We start from the raw sequence: 26,614 nt of genomic DNA, 5'->3' as shown, positions 1-26,614 counted from the left end.
ACATGTTTGCTTCAGTAATCGTATCGGTATCGAGCAACTCTGTCGATAGACTTTTCACATACAAGATTCCTGACTCATTAGTCGATACAATACGTGTTGGGCATCGTGTTTTTATCCCTTTTGGAAATAGGGACATCCAAGGTTTTGTTATCGATATTACAGAGACAACGGAATTCGACATTTCTAAAGTTAAAGAAATTAATAGAATCATGGATGGTACCCCAGTCCTAACTAAAGAACTCATTCAACTGTCCAAGAAAATCGCTACATATTACATCGATAGACAAATTTCTGTGATCGAAGCAATACTGCCGGTTGCACTAAAAGCGAAGACGAAAACGATTCTAAAGCTAAGCGAGACTGCAGGAAGTAATGCAACAGAGCTCTTTGATGAACTCCAAAAAAATAACGAGATTGTCGTGAGCAACTTAGATAAAAACCACTTAAAGAGTATCATTCCGTTTATGAAATCGGGTGAATTTGTAGAAGAGACAATCGTCGCACAACACACGAAAAAGAAAACAAATCGCGCGGTGAGAAGTTTAAATACTAACCGGATGCCGAGTGAACGTGCAGTTAAACAAAGAGAACTATTAGAGTGGATTGAGAGCGAAGCCGAACCGGTCACACTCCTCTCAATTAAAGATGCTGGATATTCTGTTCAAGTTATCGATGCATTAGAAAAACGAGGACTCGTTGAACGTGTAGATATCGTGGTAGACCGTGATCCATACGAGTCACGTGTGTTTTTCGAAGCCGAAAGACACACTTTGAACAAAGAACAACAAGTCGCTTTCAATAAAATTGAATATTCGATGAAACAGTATAAGCATGAGACTTTTCTTCTTCACGGAGTTACTGGAAGTGGGAAGACTGAAGTGTATCTTGAAGCAATTGAGAGTGCTCTAGAGGCTGGCAAAGATGCAATCATGCTCGTTCCAGAAATTGCTCTCACGCCGCAGATGGTTAACCGCTTCAAAGCTAGATTTGGCGATTACGTTGCAGTACTTCACTCAGCACTCTCTCACGGAGAAAAGTATGATGAATGGAGAAAAATTAAAGAAGGGCGTGCACGTATTTCAATAGGTGCACGAAGCAGTATCTTTGCGCCATTTAAAAATGTAGGCGTAATTATAATAGATGAAGAGCATGAGTCTACTTATAAGCAAGGGGAACGCCCGTTATATGATGCGAGACAAGTTGCAAAATGGCGTGCTGAATACTTCAACTGTCCACTTATTTTAGGAAGTGCGACACCAAGCTTAGAATCTTATGCGAGAAGTGAAAAAGGTGTGTTCACGAGACTTGAGTTAAAGCACCGTGCGAAAGCACAACCTTTACCTGAAACGACAATCGTGGACATGGCTCTATCTAGACAGGAAGGTAATATTTCGATCGTCTCAGATATCTTAAGAGAAAAAATCATTGATCGCATACAAAAAGAAGAGCAAATCATTCTCCTTTTGAATAGAAGAGGGTATGCACATTTTTTACTGTGCCAAGACTGTGGACATGTTCCGATGTGTCCAAACTGTGATATTTCACTGACGTATCACAAATCCAATGGTACTTTAATGTGTCATTACTGTGCTTATGAGACTTCGGTTCCGAATAAGTGCCCAGAATGTCAGAGTAGCTCTATTACATTTAGAGGTTCTGGAACGGAAAAAGTTGAAGAGATTCTTCGTGACATGTTCAACACTGAAGTCGTGCGCATGGATATCGACACAACACGTAATAAAGGTAAGCATGAGACACTACTCATGCACTTCGAAGATGAAAACATACCCATACTTCTTGGTACACAAATGATTGCGAAAGGGCTAGATTTCCCTAATGTTACACTTGTTGGGGTATTAAACGCAGATACAACATTAAATATTCCTGATTTTAGAGCCAATGAACGCACATTCCAATTGCTCACACAAGTCGCTGGCCGTGCCGGTCGTGGTGATAAAACGGGAGAGGTTATTTTCCAGACATATAACCCTGACCACTATTCAATATTAGATGCGCAAATGAATCGCTACAAGGAATTCTACATGAAAGAAATGGAATATAGACGTATTGCTAGATATTCTCCATATTTTTTCCATGTGCTCTTCATTATCACGAGTGAAAACTTAGAACATTGCGTCAAAGCGTCACATGACATCAGCAAAATATTACTCGAAAATATTTCAAACCAATCCATTGTAATTGGCCCGAGTCCAAGTCCGATTGAAAGAATTAATAACAGATTTAGATTCCAAATCTTACTTAAATATAGACATGAACCAACACTAAAAGACATCTTGGAACAATTAGATCAAAGATATTACGTTGCATATAAAAAAAGTGGTGTCTCACTACGAATCGATGTAGACCCACAATTCATAATGTAGGTGAAAGAATGACTAAAATTATTTTTATGGGTACGCCAGACTTTTCGGTACCCATTTTAGAAGCGGTACACAAAGAATACGAGATAGATCTAGTGATTTCACAACCAGATCGACCAGTAGGTAGAAAGCGGGTCATGACAGCGCCACCAGTAGTAGCTGCTGCGAAAGAACTCGGCATTTCCGTCTATCAACCAGAGAACGTTTCAAAAGATGGGCTTGAAACAATCGAACAAATGAAACCAGATTTAATAATCACAGCAGCATATGGACAACTACTGAGTGAAGCGATTTTGCAAGCACCAAGACTTGGTGCAATCAACGTACACGCAAGTCTCTTACCAAAACATAGAGGTGGAGCACCGATTCACAGAAGTATCATCGAAGGTGATGAGAAAACTGGCGTGTCTATCATGTATATGGAAAAAACTCTGGACAGTGGTGACGTTATTGCTCAAAAGGAAGTGGCTATTTTAAACGTGGACAACGTTGGTACCCTACATGATAAACTGAGCACTTTAGGCCGAGACTTACTCTTAGAAGTTCTACCTAGTATACTTAACAGTACAAATGATCGTACGCCTCAAAACCACGACGAAGCGACATTCAGTCCAAATATTTCTAAGAATGATGAATATATCGATTTTGACCGAAGTGCAAGAGATGTGTTCAACCATATTAGAGGACTTAATCCGTTCCCTGGAGGCTATACAAAACTAGACGGCAAACGATTAAAGCTATACAATGCAAAATTTACAGATGAAAAGACGACAGAACCAGCAGGTAAAATCTTAGAAATCACTGAAGATGGATTCATGGTTGCAACAAAAGATGAGTTGCTACTTATTACCGAGGTGCAACCAGCGGGTAAGAAGAGAATTCAGGCAGTAGATTTTATTAACAATAATCCAAACTTAGTTGGGTTAATCTTAGGAGCTTAATATGAATGTAAGAGAACTTGCGCTTGACGCATACACAATCATAATGGATGCGGGTGGTTATTCTAACCTTGTCTTAAATCAAATGATTGAAGAGAATGATATCATTAAAGAAGACAGAGGATTACTCACAGAAATCGTCTATGGAGCAATTAGCAACAAGATGACAATAGAATATAGACTCGCCCCGTTCATACAAACACGTGTGAAGAAATGGCAACGTAATTTGCTGATTTTATCAATCTATCAACTTGATTATTTAGATAAAATTCCGAGCTACGCAGTTATTAATGAAGCTGTTAAAATCGCGAAAGAGATTGGTGGAAGACAGAGTGCCAACCAAATTAATGGTATCTTAAGAAACTATTTAAGAAGTGAGAAGAGAGATCCTAAGACTATTCAAAACACGACACGCCGTATATCCCTGCAATATTCTCTTCCAAAGTGGATTGTGAAGCAGTTGATTTCACATCATGGTGAAGAAACGACAGAAGAGATTGCTAAGAGCTTACTCGAGAGGCCGAAGATGTACCTTCGCACAAATAAGAAAAAGATTGACAGAGAAGCTCTAATCGAGACTTTAATAAACGAAGATGTTCGAGCTGTAGAGTCACCTGTTCATAAAGACGCAATTCATGTTCAAGGTGGAGGGCTCACAAAAACAAATGCTTATAAAGACGGTCTATTTGGTATACAAGACGCGAGCTCTATGTGTGTCAACTATGCCTTACAGCCAGATACGAATGACTCTATACTCGATGCATGTTCAGCTCCAGGTGGGAAAGGATTCCATGCTTTAGAATCAATGCAAGGTGGACATGTCGACTTTTGTGATGTACATGAACATAAATTAATACTCATTAAGCAGGAAGCCAAACGTCTTGGACATAAGAACCTTTCAATCTCATGTAAAGATGCTGCAACGGGCGATTATGGTACTCTTTACGATAAAATAATCGTAGACGCACCATGTTCTGGACTTGGTGTTATTAGAAGAAAACCAGAAATCAAATATAATATTCGTGAAGAAGATATCGAGTCATTCGTAGGATTACAGCTTAGTATTTTGAATAATGCAGTGAAGTATTTGAAACCAGGTGGAATTTTAGTATATTCTACATGTACATTACATCAAATGGAAAATGAGAATGTTGCTTTTACTTTTAAAAAAACTAATGATGATATTGAGTTTGATACATTCCACATCGAACCATTTGGATTTGAAGGTACGAATCGACAAATTCTGCCACATGAATTTGGTACAGACGGATTTTATATTGCACGGTTTATTAAGCGAACATAATCTTCCAATGGAGGTCAATTGTGAACATTAGTCAGAAGAGCATTACAGGTAATTTTAGAAAAATTAACGAGGACCGCATCGGTGTAGTTAAAAATAAGACTGGACAAACGCTCCTCTTAGTAGCAGATGGTATGGGTGGACATGAAAAAGGCGAGGTTGCTGCTCAATATGTCATCGATAAAATAGAGAAAACTTGGGTTGAATCTAACTTTTTTAATGAACAAGAACTTGAACCCTTCCTTAGAGATTTAGTCATAAAAACAAATCGGGCACTTTATTTATATTCTAATGAAGAAACAAATGAACACAATATGGGAACAACGCTTGCTATGGCAGTAATAACAGACGATTCTATTTTCGTTTTAAACATAGGAGATTCGCGTGTTTATGCATTGCATAAACGCGAAATATTACAGGTTACTAAAGACCACACGTTTGTGAATATGCTTGTGGAATCAGGTGAAATCACCCAAGAAGAAGCATTTGTTCATCCGCAAAGAAATATTGTGACTAAAGCACTTGGAACAACGAGACTTGTTCAACCAGATGTCTTCAAATTAAGAAATAGACAGTATGACTACCTACTTCTAGCATCGGACGGTTTGACAGATAAAATGAATGAAGAGACACTTCACAAAATTGTATATTCTAATAATGATGTGGACCGCATCACAGATATGTTAGTAGAAGAAGCGGAGTCTTTGAAATCGAAAGATAATATAAGTGTAATTCTTGCACAGTTGAAAGATGGTAGAACATTATGAGTGAAAAAATTATAGCCGAAAGATATTTGTTAAAAAAGTATCTTGGCGGTGGAATGAGTTCTGTTTATCTTGCGCAGGATATTATCCTATATAGAGAAGTGGTAGTCAAGCTCATCAAGGCGGATCCATATAATAAAGAGAAGACAATGGAACGATTCCAACGTGAGGTACAAAACGTTACAAAGTTATCTCATCCGAACATTGTCACAGTTTTAGACGTCGATGATTCCGATGAGTACAATATATTAGTTACTGAATATGTAGATGGCTCAAACTTAAAGCAATATATTAATGAGAACAATCCGATTGATTTTGAAAAGATTATAGAATTGTCGATCAGTGTTTTAAGCGGAATTGAACATGCGCACAACAGAGGTATCGTGCACAGAGACATCAAGCCTCAAAATATATTAATCGATAAAAAAGGGAATATTAAGATTACAGACTTCGGTATTGCAAAAGCAATGAGTGAAACACGTTTGACTGAGACAAACCAAGTCATGGGATCAGTTCAATATATTTCACCTGAGCAGGCAAAGGGTAAGAGTGCAGATGAACGTGCGGACATCTATTCATTTGGTATTATGTTATTTGAACTTATTACAGGCAAATTGCCATTCCAATCAGAGACACAAGTATCTGTTGCACTTCAACATATCCAAGATGATATGCCGAACATCAATGATTATAGAGAAACACCGTTAGGACTCGAGAATATTGTACTTAAATGTACAGAAAAAGAACCTGAGAACCGTTATTCTAATGTTAGAGAAGTAATTAATGCACTCCTAAATTACAGAAATGAAACAATTCATTATTTACAAAAAGGACGTAAAAAACCTGAAAGAATAATAACACCAACTCCATTGCCGTTAAAAGAAGACACGTCTAAAGAAGAAGTAAAGAAGAAAGGGCCACTTGTGGCCCCGGTTAAAGATGAGGCGAAAAAGAAAAAGAGACATATCTGGCCATGGATTCTCTTCATGCTATTAGTTGTTGTTTCAATTGCAACTGTGATTTATTTACTATGGCCTAAAGATCCAAAAACAGTAGAGCTTGTTGATTTAAGTGAGATGTCACAGAAAGATGCAGAACAGAAGCTAACCGAGCTAAATCTTGTACTTGGAGATGTCTCAGAAGAGTACAACGATGATTTTGATGAAGGAAATGTTATCGCCTCAGCGCCTAAAAAAGGTGCAGTCCTTGAGGAGGGAGCCTCAGTGGATCTCGTTGTATCAAAAGGTCCAGAACCTTATTCTATGGCTGATTTTGTCGGCAGTAATATCGACGAAATTCAAGCGGATATAGATGCACTTAACTTTGATAAATTAAATATTGAAACAAAGTATAGTAATGAAGTTCCTAAAGGTGTAATTATGGATCAATCGATTCGCAGTGGTGTCTCCATATTCCCAGAGAATGAAGTACTCACATTAACTGTGAGTGACGGTGTGGAACCAGTGGAGATTTCAAGCTATGTCGGATGGCAGTTATCAGATGCTAGAAGTGAACTCGAATCATTCGGTTTTGAAGTGAACATCATCAATGAAATATATTCAGATGACGTGGCTAATGGAGCAATTGTCAGTCAAGATCCTAGCTACGGCTCATTCTTACCAGGTTCCCCAATCAATCTAATAGTATCCAAGGGTAGTGAACCGAAAGAAATTACCCAATATCAGCTAAACGTCGAAATTCCGTACTCATCAAGTAAAAAAGATAAAAAACCGAGCAAGGTAAAAATCTATATTGAAGATAAGGATCACGACTACGACGATGTACTAGAAGAGTTTGAAATTACTGAAGACAGAAAGCATACAATAACACTCGCTCTTGAAAAAAATGAGACGGGGAAATATAAAGTTGAAGTCGATGGAAAAAAAATTATTGAAAAAGAAGTAGAAAACGATTAAATATTGGCACTAAGGCAAAGTTATTTGTATAATTGAATATGGAAACTTCAAGTGGAGGATGAAAAAATGGCAACTTTAAAAAGAGACAAAGGATTAGACAACACATTAAAAGTGATGCGAGAAGGTTATTTATATACAAGTAACCAAAGAGAGCGTCTAAATACAAATGTGTTTGAAACACGAGCTCTTGGCGGTAAATCTTACGTTGTACTTAATGGTAAAGAAGCAGCTGAACTGTTCTATGATAACGATAAAATCGAGCGTCAAGGAACGTTACCTAAACGTGTTGTAAATACACTATTTGGTAAAGGTGCAATTCATACTACAACTGGAAAACAGCACATCGACAGAAAAGCTTTATTCATGTCATTAATGACTGAAGGTAACCTTGAGTATGTTCGTGAAATTACACGTAACTTCTGGATGGCGAACACTGAACGCATGGAAAGAATGGATGAAGTAAACGTATACCGTGAATCTATCATTCTTTTAACACGCGTTGGAACGCGCTGGGCAGGTGTACAAGCTCCAGAATCTGAAATCGAGCAAATCGCTACAGATATGGATATTATGATTGATTCATTTAAGGGTCTAGGTGGGGCATTTAAAGGATACAGAGCATCAAAAGCTGCACGTAAACGTGTTGAAGATTGGCTAGAGGATCAAGTTATAAAAACACGTAAAGGTGAAATTCACCCTCCAAAAGGAACTGCGCTTTATGAGTTCTCAAGATGGACAGACTACGAAGGAAACCAAATGGACTCTAGACTTTGTGCAATTGATTTGATGAATACATTCCGTCCGTTAATTGCCATCAACCGTTTTATAGCTTATGGTGTATTAGCATTGCATAAACACCCTGAAGCAGTAGAAAAAATGAAAACAGTTAAAGATTACCCATATATGTTCAGTCAAGAAGTACGACGCTTTTTCCCATTCGTACCATTCTTACCTGGTAAAACGAAGGTAGAAGTTGAAGTAGATGGTGTAACATTACCTGCGGATCAGTTACTTGTTCTTGATGTTTACGGAACAACACACGATCCAAAACTTTGGGATAATCCAAACGAATTCAACCCAGAGAGATTCTTAACTTGGGATGGATCACCATTCGACTTGATTCCACAAGGTGGAGGAGACTACTGGACTAACCACCGTTGTGCGGGTGAGTGGATCACAGTAATTATCATGGAAGAAACATTCAAATACTTTGCAAACAAAATTGTTTACGATGTACCAGAGCAAGACATGGATGTAGATTTAAACAGTATTCCAGGATACGTAAACAGTGGTATGGTTATTTCTAACGTACGCGAGAACGTAGACCGCTCATAATAAAAAAAGACACTCGAGAAGTCGGGTGTCTTTTTTAATATTCTGACATAAAGCGTTTTCATATCCTTTATTTTAATGTATACTTTAAGTAATAATAAAAATGGAGGTATAAATATGTATAAACGCATAGTCATGGTTTTATTTGCTGCAGTTGCTCTTTTTTTAACAGCTTGTAGTAATGATAAAAAAGAGAACGAAGATACGAGTAGTGATAATAAGGGATTAGATACTAAAATTGTTACAATTGCGACAGGTGGATCTTCCGGTCCATACAATATCATCGCAACGACTTTAGCTGATGGTTACTCTAAAGAGTTCGGTGTTAACTCAAGAACACAAACGACGGGTGCGTCTGTTGAGAACTTAAACTTAATGGCTCAAGAAAAAGTAGAGATGTCATTTGTTATGAGTGATGCTTTAATGCAAGCACTAGAAGGCACAGATGCATTTAAAGAAAAAATTGAAAATGTTCAGATTTTAGCGAACTTATATCCGAACTATGTTCAAGTCATCACTACTGGAAAAACAGGTATCGAAAATATTGAAGATTTAAAAGGTAAACGTGTCGCAGTTGGTGACCAAGGTTCAGGTGTAGAAATCGCAACTAAAGCAGTGCTCGAGGCACACGGCATTACATACGATGATATCGAAGTTGACTATCTCGGGTATGCTGAAGCTGCCGACGCTCTTAAGAGTGGAACAATTGACGTTGCATTTACTACAAGTGGTTTACCAAACGCCTCAGTAATGGAACTTCAAAACTCTGTAGATTTAAAGATTGTACCTATTGAAGAGGAAGCAGTTAAGAGACTTCAAGAGAGTGTAGCAATTTTTGAATCATTACCAATTCCAGCTGGAACATACGGTAACGATGAAGATATTCCAACTGCTGCGATCAGAAACGCACTTGTTGTGCGTTCTGACTTGAGTGAAGACGATGTTTACAAATTAACTAAATATCTATTTGAAAATTTAGATAAACTAGAAAACTCACATCAAGCAGCTAAGGATATAACATTAGAAGAGGCACAAAAAATCTCAGTAGGCGAACTGCATCCAGGTGCGAAACGCTACTATGATGAACAGTAAGAGCTTATTCATACTAGGGAGCATTATCTTAATGCTCCTTTTTCTAATCTTAAAGCGTGTGGAATATATAAAAATTTCTGGTGAAGATGGTCATGTAGAAAATATTTATACAGACACTTTCGAGATTCACTGGATTCATTCTGTTGAAAAAGAAGAATGGTATGAAACGTATGAGATAAGAGAAAATAAGCTTTTTATAACAAAGTCTTCATTTAAAACTTATGGTGCTGGTGTGCCTACAGATGTGAAATATAAATCGAAAATTAATGATGATGGATTTGTTGAATTAACGATAAATCAATTTAGAGAGTCATTATTACTAACAGTGTCATCAAATGTTGAAACAACCATTCATTATGAAACGATAGACCTTAAGCTTTATGAAATTTACGAAAATTATAGCTCAGTGGAGGTAAGTGTTGAATCAATACCACTGATATTATACTTATTCCGTATTTAGGAGGTTCAATATGACGAGATACAAAGAGAAAGATGTCATAACCGCTGAAAATATTATTGCAGAAAAAGGCGATGGATTAGAAGCAAATGTACAGGAAGTATTAGAAAAATATGATCGAGATTCTACGACTCGTGAATTTAAATCAAAGTATGTTGCGATAATCGTCTCACTCATTGCGGTATTCTATGCGTTATTTCACGTATATATTGTTTTCAATCCAATCCCTACTTTACAAGCACGTGCAATTCACGTTGCGGTAGGTCTAGCACTGATTTTTTTACTTTACCCAATATATAAAAACTCAGATCGAACGAAAGCCCCTATCTATGACTGGATACTCGCGATTCTAGGATTAGCGACTGCGGGATATATCGTGTTAAACTACACAGCGATTGTGAGTGAACGTGGTGGTATTCCAAATACTATGGATCTTGTTTTTGCAGTATTGACTGTTGTTCTAATCTTTGAAGCAACGAGAAGGGTAACTGGTTTTATACTTCCAATACTTGCACTTATATTCTTAATTTACCCATTCATAAGTTCATTAGATTTTATGCCAAATTTACTATACACGCGTCCATTTGATTTTGCTGATGTATTTGCACATTTGTATACGAAGACTGAAGGATTATACTCTACAGCAATTGGGGCCTCAGTGAATTTTATTTTTCTATTCATTCTATTTGGTGCGTTTTTACAAAAGTCTGGAATGGGACTGTTTTTTAACGATTTAGCATTAGCGCTTGCTGGTGGTTATAAAGGAGGGCCTGCAAAAGTTGCAGTAGTTTCAAGTGGATTCATGGGTAGTATCAACGGAGCTGCTGTAGCGAACGTAGTGAGTACAGGTGCGTTTACAATTCCACTAATGAGAAAAGTGGGGTACGGCAGAACATTTGCTGGTGCTGTTGAAGCGAGCTCTTCAATTGGTGGACAAATCTTGCCACCGATCATGGGAGCGAGTGCATTTATCATGGCAGAAACAACGGGGATTAAATACTCTACAATTGCACTTGCAGCAGTTATTCCCGCATTTTTGTACTTTGGAGCAGTAATTATGCAGGTACATTTAAGAGCTGGTAGAAATAACTTAAGTGGTATCAGTAAAGCGGCATTGCCACAAATTTCTACTGTTTTAAAAGAGCGTGGACATTTACTGTTACCGATTATAGCTTTAATTTATATGCTTTACTTAAACTTACCAATTGGTAGAGCAGCTATTTATACTATTGTTATCACGATTTTAGTCGCTCAAATTAGGAAAACAACCCGTATGTCATTTAAAGATGTTTTTGAAGCTTTAGAACTTGGTGCAAAACAATCATTATCTGTTATGATTGCATGTGCGATCGTTGGTGTAATTATCGGCGTTGTATCGCTTACAAGCTTCGGTTCAGTTCTAGCTTCAGCGATTGCAGCTCTCGGTGCTGGTTCATTACTCTTAACATGTATCTTTACGATGATTGCATCACTAGTACTTGGAATGGGATTACCATCAATTCCAGCATATATCATCACTGCAACAATGGCTGCCCCAGCGCTTGCAGAATACGGTGTACCGGTACTTGTTGCGCATATGTTTGTTTTCTACTTCGGTATATTCGCAAACGTGACTCCACCAGTAGCACTCGCAGCATTTGCTGGAGCGGGTATTTCTGGCGGTGATCCAATGAAGACAGGGTTTGCAGCGTTTAAGCTATCACTAGCTGGATTCCTGGTACCATTTGTATTTGTGTTTAATCCAGCATTATTAATGGTTGATGTTGAAGGACTCGCAACGAACGCACGTGAGTATCCAATGGCAAATATGATGGATGTCGTCATAGTTGTAACTACTACAGTCATTGGTATAGTTGCCATATCTGCAGCGTTTGAAGGTTACTTTGCTACAAACTTAAACTGGTTGTTTAGAATTTTAATAGGAGCGGCAGCATTATCACTGATTATCCCTGAAACAATCACAGATATTATTGGGTTGGCTGTTGTGATAATTGTATTTGTGCTCAATATCATAAAGAGTAAAAAAGAAAAAATGTTACCTGTATAATTGAAATAAGCAGTTGAACTCTATTTGGAGTTCAACTGCTTTTATTATTTATATAATTTTTCACCAGTGTACGCCTTGATGCCGCCTTCTAAATTAGTCGCATCAAAGCCACATTTTTCCATGTACTCAACTACTCTAGCACTGCGTCCTCCTGCAAGACACATAACGTAATATTTCTTGCTTTTATCTAAAGGAACGGTTTCTACGTCAAATTCAGACATTGGTATATGGTGTGTTCCTTCGATATAACCATCGTCTACTAATTCTTGTGGTTCTCTTACATCTAAAATTTCTACGTTCTCTTCTTTAAGAAGATTTTTTACCTCATTAATATTTACTTCCAAAATGATTCCTCCTATTGTGTTGTAGATAAACAGTATGATTATTAGTATAGTATATTTTGACCAACTACCATAGATATTAAGTTTTTTGGTATAATATGATAGATAAATATATTGAGGAGCGTGTCATGAGAACAGGACGATTAGTAAAAGCACTTTCAGGATTTTATTACATCAAAGTTGACGAGGAAATCTATCAAACACGAGCTCGAGGTATCTTCCGTAAATCAGGAATGTACAGCCCGTTAGTTGGTGATATAGTTGATTTTGAATCAGATAATCTAAAAGAGGGGACACTGATAAATATCCACGAACGAAAGAATGCACTGAATAGGCCGCAAGTTGCGAACGTGGATCAGATTCTTATCACGATGAGTTTAAAAAGTCCGGATTTCAGTTTTTATCTGACAGATCGCTTCATTGCATATAGTGAATCATTTGATATAGAACCCGTGTTAATAGTAACGAAAAAAGATCTAAATATTGACGATAATTTAATCGATAAAATAAAAGAAACATATAAAATGTATAAAATATTTTTTACGTCAAAAGAGCACTTTGATAAGGACTTAGGAGATATTTTTACAAATAAGTTATCTGTACTTGCCGGACAGACTGGTGTTGGAAAGAGTACGTTGTTAAATACTTTATTACCAGAGCTTGACTTAGAAACTGGTGAAGTGAGTAAGGCACTCGGACGTGGTCGACATACAACAAGGCACGTTGAACTGATTGAAAAAAACGGTGGTCTAGTAGCAGATACTCCAGGGTTCTCTATTATTGAATTCACACATATTGATAAAGAAACTCTAAAATATTGTTTTGTAGATTTTGATACACCGAGTGAGTCATGTAGATTCCGTGGATGCAACCATATCAATGAACCGAAGTGTGGTGTGAAGAATGCAGTTGAGTCTGGTGACATCAAACAATGGAGATACGACAGTTATTTACAAATTTATGAGGAAATAGAAAACTATAAGGAGCGATATTAATGGTTAAAGTACTACCATCATTATTAGCAAGTGACTTTTTAAAATTAGGATCTGATATGAAACGCATGGAAGAAGCAGGTGCAGACATTTTTCATCTAGATATTATGGATGGTCAATTCGTACCAAACATTTCATACGGAATACCAGTTTGTGAAGCAATCGCTAAGAAGTCTAACATTCCATTAGACGTCCACTTAATGACTGAAGATCCTGAACAATTTGTAGAGGAATTTGCTGCAATGGGTGTGGAATATTTAAGTTTCCATATCGAAGCAACATCACATGCTCATAGATTAATCACTCACATCCAGTCTCAGGGAATGAAAGCGGGTATTGTATTAAATCCAAGTACGCCAGTAGAAGCAATAAATTATGTACTAGATATTGTTGATTTTGTACTTGTTATGACAGTGAACCCAGGATTCGGTGGGCAGAGTTTTATCATGAGTGGTGTCGATAAAATTAATGAACTCGATGAATTAAGACGCTCAAAAAATCTAGACTTTTTAATTGAAGTAGATGGTGGAGTGAATGAGGAAACTGGCAAGTTATGTAGAGAAGCGGGTGCTGACCTGCTTGTAAGTGGTTCATTCTTATTTAAATCAGAAGATCCTAAACAAACAATCATGGATATAAAAGAAAAATGAAAATTAACGTATTACTAAGAGAGACGAATGTCTCTCTTTTAAGTTTAAATGGCGACTGGGCAGGTGTTGACAAGGGTGCACTTATCCTATTAAAATCGGGTATTATTCCAAAGTATGCCTTTGGCGATTTCGACTCAGTAACAGAGACAGAATTTAAAGTTTTAAAAGAACAAATTGAAGTCGAAGTTGTACAGAGTGAGAAAGATTATACGGACACGGAACTCTGTCTTTTATCACTAGTAGAAGCGGGGTATACTGAAATTGACGTATACGGGGCGTTTGGAGGCAGAATTGACCATGAATTGATAAATATACAACTACTTCAAAACGAAGCTTTACGAGATGTTAATATACATTTAAAGGACAAACAAAATGATTTAAGTCTGTTAAAGAGTGGTAAACATGGAATAATGAACGAGGGATTCACATACGTTTCATTTATACCGCTTCATGAGGATACTTTTTTATCTCTAGAAGGATTTAAATATGATCTAACAAATGAAGTTGTGTCACCAGGAAAATCTTTAACAGTAAGCAATGAATTAAAAAAAGAAATTTGTAATGTTACCAATTCGAAAGATGTTTTATTAATACATTCGAAAGATGTTTTATTAATACATTCGAAAGATGAGAGGTGAGTAGATGATTTTACTTGGATCTTTTGTAAACGGTCTTGCCATAGTCATAGGTGGACTACTTGGACTCATATTTACATTTATTCCAGAACATATCAAAGATTCAATACTAAAAGTACAAGCACTCGTAATCATGAGTTTAGGTATACAGATGGTTGCTGGTTCAACAGACGTTTTAACAACATTACTTAGTTTAATAGTCGGCGTTGTAATCGGTGAAGTATTAGCACTCGAAAATCAGCTCAACAAAATGGGTCACATGATTGAGTATAAAATGGGGAATAAGAACAGTGGTAATATTTCTCAAGGTCTTGTATCAGGTGCACTCGTATTCATTATTGGAGCAATGGGTATTGTCGGTGGTTTAGACGCAGGTCTACGTGGCTCACACGATGTACTGTTCACAAAGTCAATCATGGACTTTTTCATTGCCCTTGTAATGACGGCAACATATGGACTAGGGGTAGTTATTTCAGGTATTCCAACATTTCTATATGAAGCGGGGATTTCTTTGGGTGCGAGAGGATTCGCGAGTTTTATACCAGAAGCAGTACTTAATGATATGACAGCTCAAGTGAGCGCAACAGGTGGAGTAATCTTACTAGCGATTGGACTTAACATGCTTAACGTCACAAAGATGAGAGTTGGAAACATGATTCCAGCGATTTTTGTAGGAATGATCATGGTTTGGATTACAAGTTTTTTTAATTAAAAATAAAAACATGAAAAAAATAGACAAAATAAAAAAGAACATTGCGAATTGCAATGTTCTTTTTTATATCGCGCTTAAACGCGTTCAACTTTACCTGATTTTAAAGCACGTGCAGATACCCAAACACGTTTGGGTTTGCCATCAACCATGATTCTAACTTTTTGTAAGTTTGCACCAAAAGTTCTTTTGCTTGCGTTTAGTGCGTGAGAACGGTTGTTACCAGATCTTGCTCTACGACCAGTTACGTAACATACTTTTGCCATTCGTCCCACTCCTTTACAATTTAATTGCTAATTCTAGTTTACGAATACTATAATATAATACATGAAGAAAATATTATATTCAAGATAAAAATCGTAAATTACAACTGTTATTAATAATGCCCTGTTTTCTAACACTTGTCAATAGGTATGTAAATTGACTATAATAATATGATGATTAGGAGTGAGTAAAATGTCACTAGAAATTAAGAATGAATTAGGAACAATTGATATCTCAACAGATGTCATCGCAAACATAGCCGGTGGTATCATGAGTGAGAGCTACGGTGTAGTCGGTATGGCATCAAAGACATTTAGAGATGGTTTTGCTGAACTATTAGGTAAAGAGAACTATTCACGTGGTGTAGTAGTAGATAATGAATCTGACTTATTAAAGATAGACTTATATATTATCGTTCTATATGGTGTTAAGATTTCTGAGGTTGCAAGTAATGTGCAATCAACTGTAAAATATACACTCGAGAAGACTTTAGGACTAGAAATTGATTCTGTGAATATTCATGTACAAGGAGTTAGAGTTATTAACTCTGACGAGTAATAAGAGAGGATTTATTAAAATGGAGAGAATAGATGGTCAACAGTTTCGCCAGATGATTTTACTTGGGGCGAAAAACTTAAAAAAGCACGCAGAATACGTTGATTCACTTAACGTATTCCCAGTTCCCGATGGAGATACTGGTACAAATATGAATTTATCAATGTCATCTGGCGCAGATGAAGTGAAAGATATAAAGTTTACACATGTTGGTGATGTTGGTAAACATTTTTCTAAAGGACTCTTAATGGGTGCTCGTGGAAATTCAGGCGTAATTTTATCACAATTGTTCAGAGGTTTTTCTAAGCATGTTGAGGAAGTAGAAACTTTAGATAAATATTCATTTGTTGAAGCATTAAATGCTGGAGTTAAAACAGCTTATAAAGCTGTAATGAAACCAGTAGAAGGAACGATCCTAACTGTTGCTAAAGATTCAGCAAACAAGGCTGTCGAATCAGTAGAGTCTGTTTCTGACATCGTAGAACTTATGAAAGTTGTCGTTGAAGAATCGAAAGCTTCTCTTAAGAGAACACCTGACTTATTACCCGTGTTAAAGGAAGTTGGTGTGGTAGACTCTGGTGGACAAGGACTCGTTTACGTATATGAAGGCTTTTTATCAGCACTAACTGGTGAAGAGATCGTAGAAGAAGAGAATTCTGTCGACACAGAAGAGTTTATTAATGATACACATGAATTTGATAGCTTCATGACAGCTGAAGATATTACATTCGGTTTCTGTACAGAGTTCATGGTTCGTTTTGAAGATGGAAAAAAAGAATTTGTCGAAGAAGAATTCAGAAACGATATGGATAAGTTCGGAGATTCATTACTTGTGATCAATGATGAGGAAATCGTTAAGGTCCACGTGCATACTGAAAAACCTGGTAAAGCACTTACTTACGGTGCTGAATATGGCGAAATCATCAAGATTAAAGTAGAGAATATGCGCGAACAGTTTAGAGCAATCGAGGATAATCGAGAAGTTAAAGAAGAGACTAATGAACAAATTGAAACAGCAGTCATTGCAGTATCAAGTGGTGAAGGTATTAATGAGATGCTTAGGAGTATCGGAGTTACACATATCATTAACGGCGGTCAAACTATGAACCCATCTACTGAAGATATTATTAACATCATAAAAGGTGAGGATGTTAAAGAAGTAATCATTATGCCAAACAATAAAAACATCATCATGGCTGCGGAACAAGCTCAAGAATTACTTGAAATTCCAAGCATCGTTATTCCAACACGTTCAATTCCTGAATGTATCAGCGCAATGTTTGCATACACTAAAGATGCATCGTTAGAAGCGAATGAAGATGATATGATTGAAGCGATTCAGCATGTTAAGACTGGTCAAATCACATACTCAGTACGTGACACTAAGATAGATGAGATCGATATTAAGAAGGATCAACACATGGGTATCCTAGATGGTAAAATCGTGACGTCTAATGACGCGGATAAAGAAACATTAGATATCTTAATTCGTAAGATGATTGACGAAGACACAGAAATTATGGCAATTTTTGTAGGTGAAGATGGAAACAATGATACACTCGATAGTGTATTAGAGAAAATTGAAGAAGAGTTCGACGATGTTGAATTTGAAATTCATGATGGTAAACAACCAGTATATAGTTACTTAATTTCAGCAGAATAGTATAAGAGCCACACCAATCGGTGTGGCTTTTATAGAATGGATGGTTAATATGAAATATAAAAGTGTCTTTGATATTATTGGGCCAGTAATGGTTGGTCCATCAAGTTCACATACAGCAGGATCGGTCCGTATTGGCCTTACTGCAAGGCATTTATTTGGTGAACTGCCAGATAAGGTAGATATTTATTTATATGGATCGTTTAAGGATACATATAAAGGGCATGCGACAGATGTTGCCCTCGTTGGTGGTATTTTAGGATATAACACAGACGACAGCAGAATTATTAATGCATTAGACCATGCAAAAGAACAAGGTGTGACGATCAATATCATTGAGATGATGGAAGAAAGAAGCCACCCAAATACTGCATTATTACACTTATTTAAAGGTGATGACGAGCTCATGGTAGAGGGGATTTCTATCGGGGGTGGAAAGATTCAACTCGTATCTATCAACGATTATCCAATTAACATCTCTGGAAACTATCATGCGTTACTCGTATTCCATGTAGACGAATTCGGTACGATTGCAGACGTTACTGCAATCCTAAAAGACCAAAAAGTGAATATCGGTAACATGAACGTATCTCGAAAAGAGGTCGGCCAAATTGCTTTGATGACAATTGAACTTGATGGTTCTATTGAAAAGTCTACAGTAGATAGAATTAATAATACTAAAGGTGTAAAGCGTATTATCGAGCTTCACGGAGATTGAGAGGTAAATCATATTGGCAATTTTTAACAGCATAAACCAACTTGTAACTAAAGCACAAAACGAACAAAAGTCGATTGCGGACATCATGATTGAACAAGAAGTAGAAGTTTCCGGTTACACAGCTTTAGATGTGATGAACGATATGTTGGCAAATTTAAATATAATGGAAAATGCAGCTTCTGAAGGCATCGGAGGGGTTGTATCTACAACAGGACTCACAGGTATGGACGCACTAAAAATGCAAAAGTACATTGAGAGTGGTAAAGGTTTATCTGGAGACTTAAATCTTTATGCAATTGCATATGCTGTAAGTACGAATGAAGTAAACGCGGCGATGGGGCAAATTTGTGCGACTCCAACAGCGGGTTCTGCAGGAGTAGTACCTGGAGTATTATTTGCTATGAAACAGAGGAATCCAGATCTTACACGTGAGGAAATGGTAAAGTTTTTGTTCACAGCAGGTGCATTTGGTCTTGTAGTTGCAAACAACGCAAGTATTTCAGGTGCAGCAGGTGGGTGTCAGGCAGAAGTCGGTAGTGCTTCAGCAATGGCAGCAGCTGCGCTCGTTGAGATGAACGGTGGCACACCTGAAATGTGTGCTCATGCATTTGCAATTGCATTAAAAAACATGCTTGGATTAGTTTGTGATCCAGTAGCAGGACTTGTTGAGGTACCTTGTGTGAAAAGAAACGCTGCAGGTGCATCTAATGCTTTAACAGCAGCAGATATGGCTTTAGCTGGCATCGAATCTAGAATTCCAGCAGACGAAGTGGTTGAAGCGATGTATAAAATCGGCTTAACGATGCCTTCTTCTCTAAGAGAAACAGGACGTGGTGGACTCGCAGCAACACCAACAGGCGAAAGATTAAAACAAGAATTATTTGGTAGTTAATTATGTATAATGTAATTGAACCTGCATTTTTAATAGATGACTTACCAGGCGTCGGACCAAAAACAAAAGAGCGTCTAAATAGCATTCAAATTTTTAATGCGAACGATGTTGTTTTTAAAATTCCGAATAGTTATATGAGTCACATTCCTGTTAATTTAAATTTAGTAGAAATTGAAGAGACTATTACCGCACAAGGTACCGTGAAGACAGAGCCTTCGGTCACTTATATGCGTCGTGGTATGAATCGACTTGTCTTCTTTATGGAAGCCAATGATATTTACCTTAAGGTTACATTTTTTAATCAACCGTATTTGAGAGATAAAATTAAGGTCAATCAAACCGTGAAAGTACATGGTAAATTTAATAAGCTAAAGCAAGAGATGAGTGGCAAAAAACTTATTTTAGGCTCTAAAGAAGATATGGAGATAAGATATGCGTTAAATAAAGCGATGCATAACAGAACGTTTAAGAATCTCGTCAGTGAAACCTTTAAGCATGCTCAATTTAAGTATGATATTCCAACTGAACTCAGGGAGAAATATCATCTGATGCCAATTAGTGATGCACTTTATCTCTTACATTTCCCACAGTCATTCAAAGACGTGAGTCGCGCACGCAGAACGCTTAAGTTTTATGAATTATTCATGTATCAAGTAAAGATTATGGAAAAAAGAAGAGCAGAGCGCGTTCGTGATGCTAATTCAATCGTACCTTATGATATTGATAAGCTAAAAGCATTTATTCAAACATTACCGTTTGAACTCACTAATGATCAAAAGACGAGTGTGAACTCCATTTGTAGAGACCTTCTATCTGAGTATTCGATGCATCGCCTATTGCAAGGCGATGTGGGCAGCGGTAAGACGATTGTTGCTGGAATTTGTGTATACGCTGCAAAGACCGCACGTGTTCAAAGTGCTCTTATGGTACCAACGGAAGTTCTTGCGAACCAGCATTTTGAATCACTATCTGAGACATTTAGTGGTGAATTGAATCTTGCGCTACTTACTGGTTCTACAACAAAGAAAGAAAAATGTGAAATACTTAACCAGCTAAAAAATGGTAATATGGATCTAATCATTGGTACACATGCGCTAATTGAAGATGATGTTGTGTTCAAAAACCTCGGATTCATTATTACGGATGAACAACACCGATTTGGTGTGAATCAACGTGAAAAACTGAATGAAAAAGCGCGTCATAAAAACGTGTTGTACATGACAGCAACACCAATACCTAGAACGCTCTCAATTACGACGTTCGGTGATATGGATGTATCTATTATCAAAACAATGCCCGCAGGTCGTAAGTCAATTGAAACAACATGGAGACGTTCGAATGAACTTAGTGAAGTAATGAGCTTCATCAGAAGTGAACATAACAGAGGTCATAGTATTTATGTTGTCGCTCCTTTAATTGAAGAATCAGAAACGCTCGATCTCATCACAGTCAATGAAATCTATGAGTTATTCTTGAGGGAGTTTGGAAGTGAAGAAGTTGTCTTAGTTCACGGAAAAATGAAGAACGATGAGAAAGTAAAAGCGATGGATACGTTCGAAACATTGAAGAAACGTATCTTAGTTTCGACTACAGTAATCGAGGTTGGAATAAACGTTCCTAACGCGACCGTTATGGTGATTTTCAACGCAGAAAGATTCGGTCTATCTACACTTCATCAGCTGAGAGGCCGTGTCGGAAGAAGTGACAAGCAGAGTTATTGTATACTTATAAGTGATCCTAAGACTGAACAGGCAGCAGAAAGAATGAATATTATGACAGAAACAACAGACGGCTTTATTTTATCTGAACGGGACTTAGAAATGAGAGGTCCAGGAGATTTTTTTGGGGTCAGACAAAGTGGCCTTCCTGAATTCAAAGCAGCAGATTTAGCAGAGGACTATAAAATGCTTGAGATTGCTCGAGACGAAGCAATTCAGCTATTTAAGAGGTAAAATATTATGAAAAACTTTACTAGAGTACTTGGTGTTGTGTTAATACTAACTGCCGTTACACTATTTTTTTGGCAAGACATTAGGGAAGTATTTACGGATCGTCTAAACAATAAAATAATTGAAGGCTTTGTAAATGACGATGACGACATTAAGGTCAATGCGCTTGAAAAGTTCATTACAGGAGTGAAACCTTCAGATAAAGCTGGAATAAATATTAAAGATGATATGGTTGGAATCCTTAAAATTGAATCGGCGAACATTTTTGAACCTGTATATTATGGTCCACTTACAGAAGAAAAGTTACGTAACGGAGTTGGTCTATTAGAGGAGACCGATAACCTTGATATGCAGAATATTCCTATTGCGGGTCACCGCGTTGAAGGTGCAGGTATTCGTTTTAATTATATAGACAAAGCGAGAGTTGGAGATACGATTGAATTCATCACTCGTGACGGTGTAAGGAAATATAAGATATACGACATGTACGAGGTAAGTCCGACGGATGTTGACGTGCTAGATCAACACGAAGGTGACCCACAAATTCTCACATTGATTACGTGCGAAGACTATAATCCTGATACACTACTGTTTGAAAAAAGATTGATTGTACAAGCAGAAATAATCGATAAAGGTTAGTTGATTAACTAGCCTTTTTTTAATTGAATTTATGAGTTAAGTTTTATATACTGAATTAGTACCAACTACTAAACGAGGCGATTACTTGGTTAAATATAAAAAGGCAGAAAGGCAAAGACTTTTACAGTTATATATCGAAAGAGATCCTTTTTTAACTGATGAAGCACTTGCAAAATCATTAAATGTATCTATTCAAACGATACGATTAGATAGACAAGTTCTAAAAATACCTGAACTACGTGCACGAATTAAAGCTGTGGCGAAAGAGGTAGATGAAATCAAAAGTATCATGCTTGAGGACATCGTCGGAGATATTTTGAATGTTAAATTAAATGAGAGCGGAACATCTGTATTTACAGTTGAAGAAACACATGTGTTTAATAATAAGACGATTACACGCGGTCATTTTTTATTTGCGCAGGCAAATTCACTATGTGTCGCAATGATTAACGTGCCGCTTGCACTCACGAAAAGTGCCAATATAGAATTTAAAAAACCAGTTCATCTAGGTGATAGAGTAGTTGCTCATGCTAAAGTAGTTCAAACGATCGGAAAAATTGCTACAATAAAAGTAGAATCTTTTGTAGAAGATTCCCTCGTATTTGTAGGGGACTTTGAGATGTATTTTAAAAATGAAGGTGAAGTTGAATGAAGACAATTGCAGTAGATCTAATGGGTGGGGATAATGCGCCTGAGTCTATCGCAAATGGTGTGATAGAAGCAGTTAACAAATATGATGACATCAAAGTCTTAGCATACGGGTTAAAAGGTTCATTCCCACACGAGCATAAACGTGTAAAATTTATAGAAGTTACAGAAGCGATCAACTCAGAAGATGATCCTGTAAGATCTATACGTAGAAAGAAAGACTCATCGCTTGTAAGAGCAGCTCAAGCAGTTAAAGATAAAGAAGCGCTCGCGATTGTTTCTGCAGGTAATACTGGTGCATTACTTACGGCTGGATTATTTGTTGTAGGGAGAATTAAAGGAATCGAAAGACCAGCGATTGCCTCAATGATTCCAACAACTGGTGATAAAGGACTGATGTTGTTAGATATGGGTGCAAACTCAGAAAACAAACCGAGTCATTTGCTACAATTTGCTCAAATGGCAACTATTTACATTGAAGCAGTTGAGGGACGTAAAAACCCAACAGTTGGACTTGTGAATAACGGTAGTGAGGAAATTAAAGGTACGCCATTAACAAAAGAAACATATCAATTATTAAAAGAGAGTAATTTAAATTTCCAAGGATTCTTTGAAACACGCGACGTTTTATCAGGTAAATATGATATTGCTGTAACAGATGGTTTTACAGGTAATATCATCCTTAAGACAATCGAGGGTACTTCGATGAGCTTACTTGGTGAAGTTAAGAAAATATTTTTAAAACGTGCAGTTAATAAAGTAGCAGCGCTTGTACTTAAAAAAGATGTTGAAGCTTTAAAAGATATGATGGATTATCGCCAATTTGGTGGAGCACCATTACTCGGTCTAGATGGCATTGTGCTTAAAGCACACGGTTCAAGTGACAGTCTTGCAATTAAAAATGCAATTCGTGTCGCAAGAAAATTAGCAGAATCTAATGCGATTGACAAAATTAAGGAGAGTATAAAAGATAATGTCTAAATTAGTACTGTTTCCAGGACAAGGTGCGCAATACGGCACAATGGCTAAAGACTTATATGAAGAAAACGAGAAAGCATGCGAATTACTCGATAAGATTTTTAGCGAAGTAGATTTTGATTTAAAAACAATTATGTTTAGTGAAGACGATATACGTCTAAATGAAACACAATATACGCAACCAGCATTATTTGCGCATTCGCTTGCTGTGCTAGAAGCGACAGATATCAAGGGAGATTATCTCATTGGACATTCATTAGGTGAATTACCAGCTCTTGTGCATGCAGGTGTTTTATCTTTAGAGGACGGTATTAGAGCAGTAATTAAACGTGGTGAGCTCATGAGTCAAGCAGATTCAGGTGCCATGGCAGCAATCATTGGAATGGAGCAGGACAATTTAGAAGCGTTATGCGAAGAAATCTCTACGGACACTGCAAAAGTAAGCCCCGCAAACATTAACGCACCAGACCAAATAGTAGTTTCTGGTGATAAAGAGAAGGTTGAAGCATTCATGAGGGTGGCGAAAGAACGCGGTGCAAGACGTACAATCCCGCTCAAAGTATCCGGTGCATTCCACTCGTATTTAATGGAAGATGCAAAAGTTGCATTCGGTGAATTTTTAAATGATATTGAGTTTAAAGATGCAGAAATCCCTGTTATTCAAAACGTTACAGCAAAAGCAGAGACAGATGCAAATCTCATCAAGAAAAATTTAATTGAGCAGATTACGTCACCTGTACGTTTCGTTGAATGTATAGAGACAGCACATGAACTTGGTGTTACAGAATCAATTGAAGTTGGTCCTAAAAAAGTTCAATCTGGACTTGTAAGAAAGATTAGTAAAGAGATTTCGACAAGAAATATTGATACGTTTGAACAAGTGGAGGGATTTATTAATGAGTAAAATTGCATTAGTAACAGGTGCTTCAAGAGGTATTGGAAGCAGTATTGCAGAACGTCTTGGTATTGATGGATATACAGTAATTGTGAACTACTCAGGAAGTAAAGACCGTGCTGAAGAAGTTGTAAATAAGATTAAAGAAAACGGTGGAAACGCGGAAGCATACCAGTGCCACATACAAGAATATGACAGTGTAAAAGAAATGATTAAATATATTATTGATCAGTATGGACAAATAGATGTTGTGGTTAATAACGCGGGTATTACTAAAGACGGTTTACTTATGCGCATGAAGCCAGATGATTTTGATAATGTTATTGACATAAACTTAAAGGGTGCGTTTAACGTAATTCAAAACGTATCTAGACCAATGATCAGAAAATCATCAGGTCGTATTATCAACATCTCAAGTGTTGTAGCAAGCTTAGGTAACGCTGGACAAGCAAACTATGTTGCTTCTAAAGCAGGCATTGACGGACTGACTCGTTCTGTTGCACGTGAACTTGCAGGTAAAAATATTACAGTTAACGCAATTGCGCCAGGGTTTATCGAAAGTGATATGACGGATGTGTTATCTGACGAAGTTAAAGATAAAATGCTCGAGCAAATACCATTAAAATCTTTTGGTAAATTAGATGATATTGCTGGCACTGTTTCATTCCTAGTAAGCGATGAGGCACGCTACATTACTGGTCAGACAATTCACGTTAACGGCGGAATGTACATGGGTTAAATCCTGTGATATTATTATAAGGAGGTGAAGTGTAATGGCAAATTTTGACAAAGTAAAAGACATTATTGTTGAAAAACTTGGTATCGATGAAGATCAAGTAACTAAAGAAGCATCATTCAAAGATGATCTTGGTGCTGACTCTTTAGACATTGCGGAATTAGTAATGGAACTAGAAGACGAGTTCGACATGGAAATTCCTGATGAAGAAGCTGAAAAAATCAACACAGTTGGTGACGCTCTTGATTATATCGAGAAGTTAGAAAAAGAAAAATAATTTTTAAAATCCACTTTTCGAAGTGGATTTTTTCATGTTTTAACTATGATGTCTAGAAGCTTTTATGTAGAATAAATAGAGGTGGTGAAAGAAATGAATAATGCAATAAGCAAAATTAAAAATGACTCACATTCAAAGGTTCGAGTAAAAGAGTTTTTAGAATTATTTTCTGAGTTCCGCGAAAAGATTGATTTAGAGGTTGATAATATTGATCTATATATTCAGGCATTTATGCATAGTTCATTTGTGTATAATTTAGGGGCAGATCGAATTGAATCCAACGAGCGTTTAGAATTTTTAGGGGACGCGGTATTAGAATTGATGGTTTCAGATTTTTTATTCAATAAGTTTAAAACATTGCCTGAGGGTGATTTAACAAAACTTCGCGCAAACATCGTATGTGAACCATCACTTGTAATATTCGCGACCGATTTAAAGATGGAAGAGATGCTTCTTTTAGGGCCTGGTGAAGAGAAAACAGGGGGGGCATTAAGACCATCAATTATCTCAGACATGTACGAAGCATTTTTAGGTGCATTGTATCTAGACCAAGGTAGAGATAAAGTACACAAATTCTTAAGTAAGTATGTTTTTCCTAAAATTACTTCAAAGAATTATTCAGCAGTGGTCGACTATAAGACGGCACTTCAAGAATTCGTGCATAAACACTTCAAAGACAATGTCAAATATATATTAGTTAAAGAAGAAGGACCGAGCCATAATAAACGTTTTACACAAGCAGTAGAACACAATGGAAAGATTATCGGAGAAGGCACAGGTAGTTCTAAAAAAGAAGCAGAGCAGATTGCTGCTAAAGAGGGACTTTTATACCTGAAATCTAAGGAGTAG

27 protein-coding genes are annotated in these 26,614 nt (G+C 37.0%); 25 read left to right on the top strand and 2 right to left on the bottom strand.

Annotated elements, in window-relative coordinates; translation table 11 throughout:
- The first annotated feature begins 2 nt into the window (after window positions 1–2).
- The 9 genes from priA to H9D55_RS06840 all read left to right on the top strand — a co-directional run bounded on the left by priA (window position 3) and on the right by H9D55_RS06840 (window position 12,227).
- Window positions 3–2,384 carry a primosomal protein N' gene (priA, locus tag H9D55_RS06880; protein ID WP_186078013.1) on the top strand — a complete coding sequence of 794 codons (2,382 nt, stop codon included), beginning with the start codon at window positions 3–5 and terminating at the stop codon, window positions 2,382–2,384.
- Window positions 2,385–2,392: 8 nt separating this feature from the next.
- On the top strand, window positions 2,393–3,322 hold the full coding sequence (fmt, locus tag H9D55_RS06875) for a methionyl-tRNA formyltransferase (RefSeq protein WP_186078011.1): 930 nt from the start codon (window positions 2,393–2,395) through the stop codon (window positions 3,320–3,322).
- Between the two features lies 1 nt (window position 3,323).
- Complete coding sequence (gene rsmB, locus H9D55_RS06870) at window positions 3,324–4,622, top strand: 16S rRNA (cytosine(967)-C(5))-methyltransferase RsmB (protein WP_186078009.1); 1,299 nt, start codon at window positions 3,324–3,326, stop codon at window positions 4,620–4,622.
- A gap of 20 nt (window positions 4,623–4,642) precedes the next feature.
- Window positions 4,643–5,386 (top strand): Stp1/IreP family PP2C-type Ser/Thr phosphatase, encoded by a 744-nt coding sequence (locus H9D55_RS06865; protein WP_186078007.1) that lies wholly within the window; start codon window positions 4,643–4,645, stop codon window positions 5,384–5,386.
- Window positions 5,383–7,299, top strand: a complete 1,917-nt coding sequence (pknB, locus tag H9D55_RS06860; protein WP_235963133.1) for a Stk1 family PASTA domain-containing Ser/Thr kinase — start codon at window positions 5,383–5,385, stop codon at window positions 7,297–7,299. Before H9D55_RS06865 ends, pknB begins: the two co-directional genes overlap by 4 nt.
- A 66-nt stretch (window positions 7,300–7,365) precedes the next feature.
- Window positions 7,366–8,634: a cytochrome P450 gene (locus H9D55_RS06855; RefSeq protein ID WP_186078005.1), complete on the top strand. Its 1,269-nt coding sequence runs from the start codon at window positions 7,366–7,368 to the stop codon at window positions 8,632–8,634.
- 114 nt (window positions 8,635–8,748) lie between these two features.
- A complete protein-coding gene (locus tag H9D55_RS06850) occupies window positions 8,749–9,723 on the top strand; it encodes a TAXI family TRAP transporter solute-binding subunit (RefSeq protein ID WP_186078003.1) in 975 nt (324 codons plus the stop codon).
- A gap of 31 nt (window positions 9,724–9,754) precedes the next feature.
- Entirely contained in the window at window positions 9,755–10,183 is a 429-nt protein-coding gene (locus H9D55_RS06845) for a DUF1850 domain-containing protein (protein ID WP_186078001.1), read from the top strand.
- Window positions 10,184–10,193: 10 nt separating this feature from the next.
- The gene (locus H9D55_RS06840; RefSeq protein ID WP_186078000.1) at window positions 10,194–12,227 is read left to right on the top strand and encodes a TRAP transporter permease; all 2,034 of its coding nucleotides are present in this window, start codon (window positions 10,194–10,196) and stop codon (window positions 12,225–12,227) included.
- Window positions 12,228–12,271: 44 nt separating this feature from the next.
- Here H9D55_RS06840 and H9D55_RS06835 read toward each other — a convergent pair whose 3' ends face one another.
- A complete protein-coding gene (locus H9D55_RS06835; RefSeq protein WP_186077999.1) occupies window positions 12,272–12,571 on the bottom strand; it encodes a rhodanese-like domain-containing protein in 300 nt (99 codons plus the stop codon).
- Between the two features lie 125 nt (window positions 12,572–12,696).
- Here H9D55_RS06835 and rsgA point away from each other — a divergent pair, with 125 nt between their 5' ends.
- The 4 genes from rsgA to H9D55_RS06815 are packed head-to-tail and all read left to right on the top strand — an operon-like array spanning window position 12,697 to window position 15,557.
- Window positions 12,697–13,563: a ribosome small subunit-dependent GTPase A gene (gene rsgA, locus H9D55_RS06830; RefSeq protein WP_186077998.1), complete on the top strand. Its 867-nt coding sequence runs from the start codon at window positions 12,697–12,699 to the stop codon at window positions 13,561–13,563.
- Window positions 13,563–14,210, top strand: a complete 648-nt coding sequence (gene rpe, locus H9D55_RS06825; RefSeq protein ID WP_186077997.1) for a ribulose-phosphate 3-epimerase — start codon at window positions 13,563–13,565, stop codon at window positions 14,208–14,210. The genes rsgA and rpe overlap by 1 nt, the downstream gene beginning before the upstream one ends.
- The gene (locus tag H9D55_RS06820) at window positions 14,207–14,848 is read left to right on the top strand and encodes a thiamine diphosphokinase (protein WP_186077996.1); all 642 of its coding nucleotides are present in this window, start codon (window positions 14,207–14,209) and stop codon (window positions 14,846–14,848) included. Before rpe ends, H9D55_RS06820 begins: the two co-directional genes overlap by 4 nt.
- A 4-nt stretch (window positions 14,849–14,852) precedes the next feature.
- Window positions 14,853–15,557 (top strand): DUF554 domain-containing protein, encoded by a 705-nt coding sequence (locus H9D55_RS06815; RefSeq protein WP_186077995.1) that lies wholly within the window; start codon window positions 14,853–14,855, stop codon window positions 15,555–15,557.
- A gap of 74 nt (window positions 15,558–15,631) precedes the next feature.
- Here the strand turns inward: H9D55_RS06815 and rpmB are convergent, their stop codons facing one another.
- Window positions 15,632–15,820 carry a 50S ribosomal protein L28 gene (rpmB, locus tag H9D55_RS06810; protein WP_186077994.1) on the bottom strand — a complete coding sequence of 63 codons (189 nt, stop codon included), beginning with the start codon at window positions 15,818–15,820 and terminating at the stop codon, window positions 15,632–15,634.
- Between the two features lie 190 nt (window positions 15,821–16,010).
- Between rpmB and H9D55_RS06805 the strand changes: the two genes are divergently transcribed.
- The 12 genes from H9D55_RS06805 to rnc all read left to right on the top strand — a co-directional run bounded on the left by H9D55_RS06805 (window position 16,011) and on the right by rnc (window position 26,614).
- Window positions 16,011–16,376, top strand: coding sequence for an Asp23/Gls24 family envelope stress response protein (locus H9D55_RS06805; RefSeq protein WP_186077992.1), 366 nt, complete (start codon window positions 16,011–16,013; stop codon window positions 16,374–16,376).
- Between the two features lie 19 nt (window positions 16,377–16,395).
- Entirely contained in the window at window positions 16,396–18,036 is a 1,641-nt protein-coding gene (locus H9D55_RS06800; protein WP_186077991.1) for a DAK2 domain-containing protein, read from the top strand.
- A gap of 49 nt (window positions 18,037–18,085) precedes the next feature.
- On the top strand, window positions 18,086–18,751 hold the full coding sequence (sdaAB, locus tag H9D55_RS06795; RefSeq protein ID WP_186077990.1) for an L-serine ammonia-lyase, iron-sulfur-dependent subunit beta: 666 nt from the start codon (window positions 18,086–18,088) through the stop codon (window positions 18,749–18,751).
- Between the two features lie 19 nt (window positions 18,752–18,770).
- Window positions 18,771–19,643 (top strand): L-serine ammonia-lyase, iron-sulfur-dependent, subunit alpha, encoded by an 873-nt coding sequence (gene sdaAA, locus H9D55_RS06790; protein WP_186078223.1) that lies wholly within the window; start codon window positions 18,771–18,773, stop codon window positions 19,641–19,643.
- Between the two features lie 2 nt (window positions 19,644–19,645).
- A complete protein-coding gene (recG, locus tag H9D55_RS06785) occupies window positions 19,646–21,595 on the top strand; it encodes an ATP-dependent DNA helicase RecG (RefSeq protein ID WP_186077989.1) in 1,950 nt (649 codons plus the stop codon).
- A 6-nt stretch (window positions 21,596–21,601) separates the two neighbouring features.
- Window positions 21,602–22,231, top strand: coding sequence for a class D sortase (locus H9D55_RS06780; RefSeq protein ID WP_186077988.1), 630 nt, complete (start codon window positions 21,602–21,604; stop codon window positions 22,229–22,231).
- 85 nt (window positions 22,232–22,316) lie between these two features.
- Window positions 22,317–22,883, top strand: a complete 567-nt coding sequence (gene fapR, locus H9D55_RS06775; RefSeq protein ID WP_186077987.1) for a transcription factor FapR — start codon at window positions 22,317–22,319, stop codon at window positions 22,881–22,883.
- A complete protein-coding gene (gene plsX / locus H9D55_RS06770; protein ID WP_186077986.1) occupies window positions 22,880–23,860 on the top strand; it encodes a phosphate acyltransferase PlsX in 981 nt (326 codons plus the stop codon). Before fapR ends, plsX begins: the two co-directional genes overlap by 4 nt.
- A complete protein-coding gene (gene fabD, locus H9D55_RS06765) occupies window positions 23,853–24,761 on the top strand; it encodes an ACP S-malonyltransferase (protein ID WP_186077985.1) in 909 nt (302 codons plus the stop codon). The genes plsX and fabD overlap by 8 nt, the downstream gene beginning before the upstream one ends.
- Window positions 24,754–25,491: a 3-oxoacyl-[acyl-carrier-protein] reductase gene (fabG, locus tag H9D55_RS06760; RefSeq protein WP_186077983.1), complete on the top strand. Its 738-nt coding sequence runs from the start codon at window positions 24,754–24,756 to the stop codon at window positions 25,489–25,491. The genes fabD and fabG overlap by 8 nt, the downstream gene beginning before the upstream one ends.
- Window positions 25,492–25,525: 34 nt before the next feature.
- Window positions 25,526–25,765 (top strand): acyl carrier protein, encoded by a 240-nt coding sequence (locus H9D55_RS06755; protein WP_186077981.1) that lies wholly within the window; start codon window positions 25,526–25,528, stop codon window positions 25,763–25,765.
- Between the two features lie 93 nt (window positions 25,766–25,858).
- Window positions 25,859–26,614, top strand: a complete 756-nt coding sequence (rnc, locus tag H9D55_RS06750) for a ribonuclease III (protein ID WP_186077979.1) — start codon at window positions 25,859–25,861, stop codon at window positions 26,612–26,614.

This window comes from Phocicoccus pinnipedialis, assembly GCF_903994035.1.
Taxonomy (GTDB): Bacteria; Bacillota; Bacilli; order Staphylococcales; family Salinicoccaceae; genus Phocicoccus; species Phocicoccus pinnipedialis.
Note: the sequence above shows the minus strand (reverse complement) of the source record. Positions and strands in the feature narration are given on the sequence as shown.

What these genes read in the sequence shown, in the direction of transcription:
- priA (WP_186078013.1), top strand. Translation starts at nt 3, where the DNA reads ATGTTTGCTTCAGTAATCGTATCGGTATCGAGCAACTCTGTCGATAGA.
- fmt (WP_186078011.1), top strand. Translation starts at nt 2,393, where the DNA reads ATGACTAAAATTATTTTTATGGGTACGCCAGACTTTTCGGTACCCATT.
- rsmB (WP_186078009.1), top strand. Translation starts at nt 3,324, where the DNA reads ATGAATGTAAGAGAACTTGCGCTTGACGCATACACAATCATAATGGAT.
- pknB (WP_235963133.1), top strand. Translation starts at nt 5,383, where the DNA reads ATGAGTGAAAAAATTATAGCCGAAAGATATTTGTTAAAAAAGTATCTT.
- H9D55_RS06855 (WP_186078005.1), top strand. Translation starts at nt 7,366, where the DNA reads ATGGCAACTTTAAAAAGAGACAAAGGATTAGACAACACATTAAAAGTG.
- H9D55_RS06850 (WP_186078003.1), top strand. Translation starts at nt 8,749, where the DNA reads ATGTATAAACGCATAGTCATGGTTTTATTTGCTGCAGTTGCTCTTTTT.
- H9D55_RS06845 (WP_186078001.1), top strand. Translation starts at nt 9,755, where the DNA reads ATGCTCCTTTTTCTAATCTTAAAGCGTGTGGAATATATAAAAATTTCT.
- H9D55_RS06840 (WP_186078000.1), top strand. Translation starts at nt 10,194, where the DNA reads ATGACGAGATACAAAGAGAAAGATGTCATAACCGCTGAAAATATTATT.
- rsgA (WP_186077998.1), top strand. Translation starts at nt 12,697, where the DNA reads ATGAGAACAGGACGATTAGTAAAAGCACTTTCAGGATTTTATTACATC.
- rpe (WP_186077997.1), top strand. Translation starts at nt 13,563, where the DNA reads ATGGTTAAAGTACTACCATCATTATTAGCAAGTGACTTTTTAAAATTA.
- H9D55_RS06820 (WP_186077996.1), top strand. Translation starts at nt 14,207, where the DNA reads ATGAAAATTAACGTATTACTAAGAGAGACGAATGTCTCTCTTTTAAGT.
- H9D55_RS06815 (WP_186077995.1), top strand. Translation starts at nt 14,853, where the DNA reads ATGATTTTACTTGGATCTTTTGTAAACGGTCTTGCCATAGTCATAGGT.
- rpmB (WP_186077994.1), bottom strand. Translation starts at nt 15,820, where the DNA reads ATGGCAAAAGTATGTTACGTAACTGGTCGTAGAGCAAGATCTGGTAAC.
- H9D55_RS06805 (WP_186077992.1), top strand. Translation starts at nt 16,011, where the DNA reads ATGTCACTAGAAATTAAGAATGAATTAGGAACAATTGATATCTCAACA.
- H9D55_RS06800 (WP_186077991.1), top strand. Translation starts at nt 16,396, where the DNA reads ATGGAGAGAATAGATGGTCAACAGTTTCGCCAGATGATTTTACTTGGG.
- sdaAB (WP_186077990.1), top strand. Translation starts at nt 18,086, where the DNA reads ATGAAATATAAAAGTGTCTTTGATATTATTGGGCCAGTAATGGTTGGT.
- recG (WP_186077989.1), top strand. Translation starts at nt 19,646, where the DNA reads ATGTATAATGTAATTGAACCTGCATTTTTAATAGATGACTTACCAGGC.
- H9D55_RS06780 (WP_186077988.1), top strand. Translation starts at nt 21,602, where the DNA reads ATGAAAAACTTTACTAGAGTACTTGGTGTTGTGTTAATACTAACTGCC.
- plsX (WP_186077986.1), top strand. Translation starts at nt 22,880, where the DNA reads ATGAAGACAATTGCAGTAGATCTAATGGGTGGGGATAATGCGCCTGAG.
- fabD (WP_186077985.1), top strand. Translation starts at nt 23,853, where the DNA reads ATGTCTAAATTAGTACTGTTTCCAGGACAAGGTGCGCAATACGGCACA.
- fabG (WP_186077983.1), top strand. Translation starts at nt 24,754, where the DNA reads ATGAGTAAAATTGCATTAGTAACAGGTGCTTCAAGAGGTATTGGAAGC.
- H9D55_RS06755 (WP_186077981.1), top strand. Translation starts at nt 25,526, where the DNA reads ATGGCAAATTTTGACAAAGTAAAAGACATTATTGTTGAAAAACTTGGT.
- rnc (WP_186077979.1), top strand. Translation starts at nt 25,859, where the DNA reads ATGAATAATGCAATAAGCAAAATTAAAAATGACTCACATTCAAAGGTT.